Here is an 8,775-nt window from a genome sequence, read left to right on the forward strand (position 1 = left end):
ACCCAGGGCGATGCCCTGGGCTAGGAGCTTCTGCCCTTTCAGGGCGTGTGGGGCAAAACTAGCGAAAGTTCAATAATGTACAATTGATAAAGTTCAAATGGTAATGTATAAGTTATATTATTATGATCGATAATAAACAACCTAGTGTGCTTGCTTCACTTGACTGGTGGACGATAGGTATTTATCTGGCACTCCTCATCTTCGGATGGGTGAGCGTCTGTGGAGCCAGCTATAACTATGGTGACAACGAGATATTCAGTCTGGGTGCCCGTTCGGGTATGCAGATTATATGGATTGGCACATCCATAGCACTGGGATTGGTAATCCTGCTGCTTGATGACCGGTTTTACGATACCTTCTCGTATGTCATCTATGGCATCCTGATACTCTTGCTCTTTGCTACGATATTCAATCCGCATAGCATCAAGGGCTCCCACTCCTGGCTGGTGTTGGGACCGCTCCGACTGCAACCGGCTGAGTTTGGTAAGTTTGCTACGGCTCTGGCGGTAGCCAAGTTTATGTCAAGTTATGGTTTCAGTATGCAGAACCTGAAGCATTTCATGGCAGCTGTAGGCATCATCGTTCTGCCGATGCTCTGCATCGTTGGTCAGCGTGAAACGGGATCTGCTTTGGTTTATCTTTCATTCTTCCTCATGCTTTACCGCGAAGGAATGCCGGGTGCCATTCTCTTTACCGGAGTGTCGATGGTGGCTTACTTCGTAGTGGGTGTGAAGTATGAAAACGTGATGATGTGGGATACCTATACTTCTGTGGGTAAGTTTGTCGTGCTTTTGCTGGTGCAGATTTTTACCGCGGGTATGGTGAACTCTTATACGGGCAATAAGAAACAGGCACTGATGATCCTTGCCTATTCGGTAGGCATTACGCTGCTCTTCGTGCTCTTTTCTACCTATGTCATTCCGTTCGACATTGTGTGGATTCAGCTCTTCCTGTGTGCCATGATGATTGGATTCCTGGTTTATCAGGGTCTGAGAACCCGGTTCCGCAATTACTTCCTCATCTCAATCTTTTCGTTGGGAAGTATCGCTTTCTTCTATTCTGCCGATTATGTGTTGAATCATGTGATGGAACCTCATCAGCGAGTGCGTATCAACGTGCTGCTGGGACTGGATGAAGATTTGGCTGGTGCGGGATATAACGTGCATCAGAGTGAGATTGCCATTGGTTCCGGCGGACTCCTGGGAAAAGGTTTCCTGAATGGTACACAGACCAAACTGAAATTCGTGCCAGAGCAGGATACAGACTTTATCTTCTGTACGGTAGGCGAAGAGGAAGGTTTCTTCGGTTCGGCAGGCGTGCTGCTGCTTTTCCTGGCTTTGATATTGCGGTTGATGCATCTGGCTGAGCGGCAACCTTATAAATTCGGGCGTATCTACGGCTATTGTGTGTTGTCGGTATTCCTCTTCCACCTATTTATTAATGTGGGAATGGTGCTGGGGTTAACACCAGTTATCGGTATTCCGCTGCCGTTCTTCAGTTATGGTGGTAGTTCGTTATGGGGATTCACCATCCTTCTTTTCATCTTCTTGAGAATTGATGCGGGAAGGAACTTAGTGAGAAGTTAAAAAAAAAAGAGGATGTGGCTTATGACACACCCTCTTTTTTTTATTGTATCTTGGAAATCTTGATGCCGATGTCGCTCACACCGGGGAGGATTTCTCTTTTCATATCATGTCTGATGGCTACGTGTATGGAATCGCCCTGATGCATCTGATAGATGTTGATAGGGAAGTTATACTGATAGTAGCTGATACCCTGTCCTTTACTCACGCCGTTTTTGTCAATCAGCTGGCAGTTGACCGTATCTATCTTGCATTCGCCAGATATCTTTTTGTTTCGGTGATAAACCGTCTGTTCAACGATGAGCGTAAGTCCCATGAACGGATAGGCACCTGTAATGCGAAGTCCCAGGCTTTGTTTGTAATGCCCGGCTTCGAGTAGAGGTGATACTTCGAATGATAGGGTGTCGTTCTTCTCCCATCCTGCAATCGGTGTATGGGCATACTCATCGTATACGGTCGAACCGCTGCAGGCAGAGAGAATGTGAACGATCGCTGTCAAAACGATGAAATAAACTGTCTTTTTCATCTTTTTCTAGCTCCTATTCTTTATTCTTGTGGGGCGTTATTGCCTTGTGGGGCATTATTGCCTTGTGGCTTGTTACCACCCTGTGGGGCGTTGTTGCCTTGTGGCTTGTTATCACCCTGTGGGGCGTTATTGCCTTGCGGCTTGTTGCCACCCTGTGGCTTGTTGCCCTTGTTAGGCCGTCTGTCGTTTCTTGGCTGGCGGTTGTCACCCTTAGGATGATTGCCCTGATTACGGTTGTCGCGGCGCTGGTTGTTTGGCTTGCCTTCATTCTTCTGAGGTTTGTTGTCGCCATTCTGCGCGCGGTTCTCATTCTTCTGAGGTTTGTTGTCGCCCTCCTGCTGTCGAGGTCCCTTGTTCTTATTGTTCTTCTTCTTCTTTTTCTTAGCCTTGTCAAAGCGGCTCAAATCGGCTTCGGCAAGCAGGTCGATAGGCTTGGCTACAGGTTTTGCCTTACCGTTTTCCAGCAGACTCAATGGCTTCTCGCCCTGACGGTTCATTTCGATAATCGCCTTGGCACGCTCGATGCTGATGGTTTCGAGGTTGGAAGCAAGGTTCTTGTCAGAAGAGTAGGTGATAAGACCAGCCAGGATATCCACCTTGAACTGATGGAAATCACCGTCAGCAGTCTGCAGTACGGCATCCTTAGGAGGTAACTTTCTGCTAGCCTCTACATAGTTGTCTACCTCGTAGTTGAGACAGCACTTCAGTTTGGCGCACATACCGGCAAGTTTCTGAGGATTCAGTGAGATATCCTGGTAGCGTGCTGCATTGGTGCTTACGCTGATGAAGTTCTTCATCCAGGTAGCGCAGCAGAGTTCTCTGCCGCAAGGCCCCGTTCCACCGATACGTCCTGCTTCCTGTCGCGCACCAATCTGCTTCATCTCAATGCGCACATGGAAGGTCTCGGCAAGAACCTTGATGAGCTGGCGGAAGTCCACACGTTCGTCAGCGATGTAATAGAAGATAGCCTTGTTGCCGTCTCCCTGATATTCTACATCACCTATTTTCATCTTCAGTCCGAGATCTTTGGCTATCTGGCGGCTCTGAATCATGGTGTCGTGTTCACGGCTCTTAGCCTCCTTGCATTTGTCAAGATCCACCTGCTTGGCGATACGGTAGATACGCTTGATATCATCCTGCGACTTGAGGTTTGCCTTCTTAATCTGGAGTTTTACCAGTCTTCCGGTCAGCGTAACCACACCGATGTCGTGACCAGGGTTAGCCTCTACAGCCACTATATCGCCCTTCTTCAGGTCGAGGTTATTCACATTGTGGTAATATCCCTTACGGGTATTCTTGAACTGTACCTCCACGAGGTCAGTACTTTCTGCATTGCCGGGTACATCGGCAAGCCAGTCGTATGTGTTGAGCTGTCTGTCCTGTCTTCCTACGCCCTTAGCGCACAGACCACGGTCGCAGCCGTTACACATCCTGAATTTCATATTTTTGTAATCCACGATAGTCTAATTTATAATGTATAATTTATAATGTACAATTTATAATGTCTAATTTATAATGAACAATGAACAGAACTTTCGCAAGTTTTGCTCCATGCGCCCTGTTTTGCTCCATACGCCCTGAAAGGGCAGAAGCTCCTAGCCCAGGGCATCGCCCTGGGTTATTACGGGCGCTAGTTTGTCGCCCTGTAAGGGCAAAAGCTTTAAAACTCCAAACAAGACATAAAGCTTTTGCCCTTACAGGGCGCCTTGTTGTCTGCCATTATACCCAGGGCGATGCCCTGGACTAGGAGCTTCTGCCCTTTCAGGGCGTGCTGCTTCTGGAACTTCTGCCCTTTCAGGGCGTGCTGCTTCTGGAGTTTCTGCCCTTTCAGGGCGTGCTGCTTCTGGAACTTCTGCTCTTTCAGGGCGTGCTGCTTCCACTCTTCACTTTCTCAGCAGGAGGACGATGATTTTGAGCGCCATATCGAAGAAAACGATTTTGGCATTGGCATTTTGCGAAATCATGCGTTTGCTGTCTTCGAAGAGGTTGGAGATGTCAATGATGTTTGCCTCGTTGATGAAGCGGGCAAAGTTCTTGGCAAAGTTCTCCTCATCCTGCGTCATGTAGCTCAGTTCCGGATTCCGGAAGTTGTACATGAAACTTTCTCTGAGCATGTGCATAAAGTAGTCGAGCATGCGTTTCTGCTTTTCTCTTCCGAAGGTCGAAATCACATCGGTCCACTTCTTGAGGTCACCAATCTTGCGCATGTAAGCCAGTCGCATCAGCATGATGAACATGTCGAGATGCTGCCGGTTTTCATTTCCTGCATCCAGTTCTTCGAGAGCGAGATTCCAGTTGCCGTTGGCGATACGGGCTATGCGGTGTGCCATGTCTGGCTCCAGCGCTCTCCGTTCCGTCAGCGCTTTTTCCATCTCTGCTGTTTCTATCTTCTTGAAGTCGATACGCTGCGTACGGCTTCTGATGGTTTCGAGCAGCAGTTCCGGATTCTCGCTTACCAGCAGGAATACCGTCTGGCGAGGCGGCTCCTCCAACAGTTTCAGTATCTTGTTGGCACTCTGTATGTTCATACGTTCCGGGAGCCATATCAGACTTATCTTATATCCGCCCTGACTCGACATCATCATCAGTTCGTGAGAGATGGCATCAGTTTCTTCGGCAGTGATGATAGCCTGTTTGTTATAGTCGGCATCCGTCTTGCCCATCTTCTGCATCCAGTCGCTAATCTGGATATAGGGACCTTTAGAAAGCAGCAGCTCTCTCCATTCCTTGATGAAGTCGAGGCTCACCGGTTTGTGTTCGCTGCTCATATTGGCGGTCTTGATGGTAGGAAAGGTGAAGTGGAGGTCCGGATGTTCCCATTTCCTGAGCATCGGTGAATCGCCCAGAAGATAGCTGGCAAAAGCCAGTGCCATCGCCAGTTTGCCGCAACCCTGCGGACCGCAGAACATCAGCGCATGGGGCAAACGGTTCTCCTGAACCATCTCCATAAGACGGTTCCATACTTCTTGCTGACCTATAACTTCATTTCTTTGCATTTAAAACAGTATTTTTGCTATTTGCTTGACGCTATCTACAGCCGATACGGTGAAGAAGTGAACATTGTTGTAACCATGTTCGAAGAGATCTTGCACCTGAGTGGTAGTCCACTCGATACCGAGCTGCTTGGCATCTTCGTCAGTTTTACATTTCAATACTTCCTGTGCGAGTTCTTCAGGAATGTCGCAGTGGAAGGTTTTCGGCACTACAGTGAGCTGGCTCAACTTGGCGAAAGGCTTGATGGCAGGAATGATAGGGATGGTAACGCCTATCTGCCGAGCCTTTTCAACGAAAGCATAGAACTTCTCGTTGTCGTAGAAGAGCTGGGTAACGGCATACGCTGCGCCCAACTGTTGTTTCTCCAGCAGATGCTGCATATCCATTTCGAGGTTTGGCGCCTCTTCATGTTTCTCCGGATAGCAGGCTACACCGCAGCAGAACTTGTCGCCCGGGTGCTTGATGGGAGTGCCATCAAAGAAGAAACCATCATTAAACTGATTCACCTGCTTCAGGAGGTCGGTAGCATGGGTATGACCGTTCTCGGTTGGTGTAAACTGCCGGTCTTCTTTCGCCTTGTCTCCTCGCAGAACGAGAATGTTGCTGATGCCCAAAAACTGTAGGTCGAGCAGTTCGTACTCGATGTCTTCCTTTGTAGCACCGCTGCAGATAATATGAGGGATGACAGGTATGTCGTACTTATTCTGTATAGCGCCTGCGATGGCCACGGTGCCCGGGCGGCGGCGCACACGCTGGCGAGTGAGGAGTCCGTTTTCCAGTTCCTTGTAAACATACTCGCTATGGTGCGTAGTGATGTTGATAAAGCGAGGACCAAACTCGCTCAGCGCATCGATGGTACGGAAGAGCGCTGCTGTTCCGTTACCTTTCAGCGGAGGTAAAACCTCGAACGAAAAGCCTCGCTTATCGCCCTGCTGATGTAGAAAATCTGCTATGTTCATATTACCTAAATTCTATGTTTCTTCTTATTTTGGTGCAAATTTACAAAAAAAATAGGGGAAAACCGCATGTTGGACGTAATATTTATAAAGAAAAAACGTATATTATTAGGTGGAGATTGATTTTTTGCATGAAAAAAGAAGATTTCCAGCCGTTAAATGCTACGCTATTCTACAGAAAAGTGATTAAATTTTAGACCTAAAAAATAATGGAACAAAAACAAACAGGCTCTAGAGCCTATCTTATTTCAATTGTGATGGTAGCCGTTTTGGGCGGCTTGCTTTTCGGTTATGATACCGCGGTAATCTCGGGAGCCGAGAAGGGTTTGCAGGCATTCTTCATGGGTGCTGAGGATTTCACCTATACCGATTTCTGGCATGGATTCACTTCTTCCAGTGCCCTGATTGGTTGTATCATCGGTTCGGCGCTTTCGGGTGTGCTGGCTTCTAACTGGGGCCGTAAGCGTTCGCTGATCTTTGCGGGTGTGATGTTCTTCATCTCTGCATGGGGATCTATGTGTCCGGAGTCTTTGGTGTTGCCAAAGGGTGAACCTAATCTTACGCTTCTCATCGTGTTCAACCTCTATCGTGTGATTGGCGGTATCGGTGTGGGTCTGGCATCTGCTGTATGCCCGATGTATATCGGTGAGATTGCGCCTAGCAACATCCGTGGTATGTTGGTCAGCTGGAACCAGTTTGCCATCATCTTCGGTCAGCTGGTAGTTTATTTCGTCAACTTCTTCATTCTTGGCGATCATATTGCTCCTGCTATTCAGAGTGTGGGCAACGGTATGAACCAGATTCTGAATGGTGGCGAGGCTGCCTGGGCTATTGAAACCGGATGGCGCTATATGTTTGGTTCTGAGATGGTTCCAGCGGGCTTGTTTGCTCTGCTTATCTGTTTCGTACCGGAGACTCCCCGTTATCTTGCCATGGTTGGTCAGGATGCGAAGGCTGAGCGTATTCTGGCTCGCATCAATGGTGCTGACGAGGCTAAGAAGATTTTGAACGACATCAAGAATACGGTTACAGAGAAGAAGGAGAAACTGCTTACTTATGGTGTGCTCTGTATCTTCGTAGGTGTGATGCTTTCTGTATTCCAGCAGGCTGTAGGTATCAATGCCGTGCTCTATTATGCTCCTCGCATCTATGATGCTATGGGCTTTGACAATCCGATGGTATTGACCGTATTCAATGGTATCGTGAACCTCGGTTTCACCTGTGTAGCTATCTTTACGGTAGAGAAGTTGGGACGTAAGCCTTTGCTCATTACCGGTTCTTTGGGCATGGCATTGGGTGCCATCGGTGTAGCCATCACCTTCGGTAATCCTAATCTGCAGTTGTTGTGCATGGTATCCATCATGGTTTACTCTGCATCATTCATGTTCTCTTGGGGACCAATCTGCTGGGTACTTATCGCCGAGGTATTCCCTAATACGATTCGTGGTGCTGCCGTAGCGATTGCCGTAGCCTTCCAGTGGATTTTCAACTGGATTGTTTCTACCTCTTTCGTTCCGATGGCTAACAGTTTGGGTTATTGGTTTACCTATGGATTGTATGGTGTTATCTGTATCCTCGCTGCCATCTTTGTATGGAAGCTCGTTCCTGAGACCAAGGGTAAGAGTTTGGAGGATATGACCAAGCTTTGGAAGAAAGACTAAGTTCTTATTCTGTGAAATATCAAGACCGCCAGGCGTAGAAAGAAACGCCTGGCGGTTTTTCTTTATGCCCTCTGGCTCGCAACGCTTAATCCATACCATGATATGACGGCGCGCTGTCGCCCCGTCGGTTGTGTCGGGAAAGTAGAGCAGACCCAGCTCGGTCTTGCTGTACATACGTTGGGGATAATTCATAAGCTTTATATTTTTTATGTTGCAAAAGTAATATTTATTTCAGACTTATGCAATTTTTTGAAGAGAAAAAATGCATTTTAATAGCTGATTTGTTGAAAAAAAAATCTTTTTCCTCCCGTATTACGTATAGTGTAAAAGATGTAAATGTATATATATAATATACTTGGTATAGTGTAGGGAAGAAAAATCCACACCTAACTATCTGATATTCAATATTTTATATTTTTAGAGTTTGCCCTGGTAGTAATTTGGGCATATCAGAAGATACATAATTGGCCCTGATGGTAGCTATTATTGGCCCTGGTAGTATCCTCAGAAAGGCTTCTTTGCCCTGGTAGTAATTGAGCACTCAAAAGAGGTAAACAAACGATGTACTTCCGTTTACCAACTGATGTGGCTGAACTGGGTTAAGGATATGGCTGAACTGGGTTACGCAGACGGCTGAACTCGCTGATGCAGACGGCTGGACTCGCTTACGCAGACGACTGGACTCGCTGATTGAGCCACTTGAGTAATCTGATTGAGCCACTTGAGTAGTCTGATAGAGCCACTTGAGTAATCTGATTGAGCCACTTGGGTAATCTGATTGAGCCACTTGGGTATCTCCGGAACGCCTAGCGGACTTGCGTATCTCCGGGTTTCGCAAGTTTTGCCCTACACGCCCTGAAAGGGCAGAAGCTCCTAGCCCAGGGCATCGCCCTGGGTTATTACGGTCGCAAACCTGTCGCCCTGTAAGGGCAAAAGCTTTAAAATACCAGACCATTAATAAAGCTTTTGCCCTTACAGGGCGACTTGCTGATTGTCATTATACCCAGGGCGATGCCCTGGGCTAGGAGCTTCTGCCCTTTCAGGGCGTGCTGCTT

At 47.6% G+C, this 8,775-nt stretch carries 7 protein-coding genes and 1 pseudogene; 2 read left to right on the plus strand and 6 right to left on the minus strand.

Features of this window, described 5'->3' with window-relative positions; translation table 11 throughout:
- The first annotated feature begins 122 nt into the window (after positions 1-122).
- The gene (gene rodA, locus KSW37_RS14515) at positions 123-1,586 is read left to right on the plus strand and encodes a rod shape-determining protein RodA (protein WP_217314113.1); all 1,464 of its coding nucleotides are present in this window, start codon (positions 123-125) and stop codon (positions 1,584-1,586) included.
- Positions 1,587-1,626: 40 nt separating this feature from the next.
- Here rodA and KSW37_RS14520 read toward each other — a convergent pair whose 3' ends face one another.
- From KSW37_RS14520 to KSW37_RS14535, 4 genes are all read right to left on the minus strand, one after another.
- The gene (locus KSW37_RS14520) at positions 1,627-2,109 is read right to left on the minus strand and encodes a gliding motility lipoprotein GldH (RefSeq protein ID WP_217314114.1); all 483 of its coding nucleotides are present in this window, start codon (positions 2,107-2,109) and stop codon (positions 1,627-1,629) included.
- 20 nt (positions 2,110-2,129) lie between these two features.
- Positions 2,130-3,551, minus strand: coding sequence for a PSP1 domain-containing protein (ricT, locus tag KSW37_RS14525; RefSeq protein ID WP_217314115.1), 1,422 nt, complete (start codon positions 3,549-3,551; stop codon positions 2,130-2,132).
- Between the two features lie 441 nt (positions 3,552-3,992).
- Positions 3,993-5,105: an ATP-binding protein gene (locus KSW37_RS14530; RefSeq protein ID WP_217314116.1), complete on the minus strand. Its 1,113-nt coding sequence runs from the start codon at positions 5,103-5,105 to the stop codon at positions 3,993-3,995.
- Positions 5,106-6,062, minus strand: coding sequence for a methylenetetrahydrofolate reductase (locus tag KSW37_RS14535; protein WP_217314117.1), 957 nt, complete (start codon positions 6,060-6,062; stop codon positions 5,106-5,108).
- 206 nt (positions 6,063-6,268) lie between these two features.
- Here KSW37_RS14535 and xylE point away from each other — a divergent pair, with 206 nt between their 5' ends.
- Positions 6,269-7,720 carry a D-xylose transporter XylE gene (gene xylE / locus KSW37_RS14540; protein WP_217314118.1) on the plus strand — a complete coding sequence of 484 codons (1,452 nt, stop codon included), beginning with the start codon at positions 6,269-6,271 and terminating at the stop codon, positions 7,718-7,720.
- An 84-nt stretch (positions 7,721-7,804) separates the two neighbouring features.
- Here xylE and KSW37_RS16145 read toward each other — a convergent pair.
- Together KSW37_RS16145 and KSW37_RS14550 are read right to left on the minus strand one after the other, a co-directional pair.
- A pseudogene (locus tag KSW37_RS16145) lies at positions 7,805-7,912 on the minus strand (DUF4248 domain-containing protein); the annotation flags it as partial.
- A 349-nt stretch (positions 7,913-8,261) separates the two neighbouring features.
- A complete protein-coding gene (locus KSW37_RS14550) occupies positions 8,262-8,507 on the minus strand; it encodes a hypothetical protein (protein ID WP_217314119.1) in 246 nt (81 codons plus the stop codon).
- Positions 8,508-8,775: the final 268 nt, after the last annotated feature.

It is taken from the genome of Segatella copri (assembly GCF_019127135.1).
In the GTDB taxonomy this organism is placed as follows: domain Bacteria; phylum Bacteroidota; class Bacteroidia; order Bacteroidales; family Bacteroidaceae; genus Prevotella.